The organism is Paenisporosarcina sp. TG-14, from assembly GCF_000297555.1.
Taxonomy (GTDB): domain Bacteria; phylum Bacillota; class Bacilli; order Bacillales_A; family Planococcaceae; genus Paenisporosarcina; species Paenisporosarcina antarctica.
Map to the genome: position 1 here is coordinate 1 of NZ_AMGD01000046.1, position 1,238 is coordinate 1,238.

Genomic DNA, 1,238 nt, shown 5'->3' on the forward strand with positions numbered 1-1,238 from the left:
GTGAAGAGAGAAAGAAAATCAGGCACTACGATATAATTTAGTCATGACGAACTCTTTATGTCCTAAAGCTTCAGCACTTGTAAGACGACCATTAACCGTACGATAAATAATTTCCATTAACTGATTTCCTGCTTCTTCAAGAGATATCTGTCGGGATAATAAGCCCTTTACATCCACATCAACATGTTCACTCATGGTTCCTGCAGTCATAGGATTCGCGGTAATCTTAACTACAGGTTCAATTGGGTTACCAATAATATTCCCTTGACCGGTTGGGAAGAGATGAAGCACTGCTCCTGCAGCTGCCATTAAAGTGATACATTCAGCTGCGGCAGAGGATGTGTCCATAAAGTAAAGTCCATTCCCATTTGACGGTTCTTCAGCTGGTTCTAACACCCCAATTACCTGTTTAGTGCCTGTTTTCGCTATATTACCAAGAGCCTTTTCTTCAATAGTTGATAGTCCACCCGCAATATTTCCTTGAGTTGGTTGAGAACCTAACAAGTCGACTCCTTTAGATTCAATTTCACCTATATAATTATTATATATAGACATGAATTTTTCCTGAAGTTCTGGGGTGGCCATACGATCGCCAATTAAATGCTCTCCACCAGTTAGCTCAGATGTTTCACCAAAAAACACGGTGGCACCTGCATCAACGAAGCGATCAACCGCTTGAGCAACCGTGGGACATGAACCAAGTCCAGTCGTTGTATCGGATTCTCCACATTTGATACTGATCGTTAAGTCCTTTAACTCTACGGGTTCTCTTTGAAGTTCGGATGCCCATTGTGTATATTCTTTTGCTTTCCAAGAAGCTTGACGAATGGTTTCTAAATCTCCGTTACCTTCAATGGAAAAATAAGAGACAGGCTTTCCTGTTTCGGCAATGCCTTCTGCGATTTTCTTTGACCAATTTTCTTCAATTCCAATAACAACAACAGCTGCTACGTTTGCATTTGATCCAATTCCAATCATTGTTCTGAAATGCAAATCTAAATCGGGTCCATACTGCAGTCTTCCATAAGCATGAGGAAGAGCCATAGTTCCTTGAATTTGTTTAGCTACTGCCTCACATGCCGCATTAGAAATATCATCCACTGGTAAAATAATGACATGATTACGAATCCCGACTTTACCGTTTTCTCTACGATATCCAAATATTTTTTGCTCCATCTTTACCACCTCGCAGTCTTAAGATTATGAGTATGGACATAATCGCCCAATTCCCATTTATT

General features: G+C 40.4%; 1 protein-coding gene. It reads right to left on the bottom strand.

What is annotated here, in order from left to right:
• Nucleotides 1-18: 18 nt before the first annotated feature.
• Nucleotides 19-1,176 carry a UxaA family hydrolase gene (locus C406_RS0113660; protein ID WP_017381206.1) on the bottom strand — a complete coding sequence of 386 codons (1,158 nt, stop codon included), beginning with the start codon at nt 1,174-1,176 and terminating at the stop codon, nt 19-21.
• Between the last annotated feature and the right edge of the window lie 62 nt (nt 1,177-1,238).

Coding starts and splice junctions, on each gene's coding strand:
- C406_RS0113660 (WP_017381206.1), bottom strand. CDS start 1,176: ATGGAGCAAAAAATATTTGGATATCGTAGAGAAAACGGTAAAGTCGGG.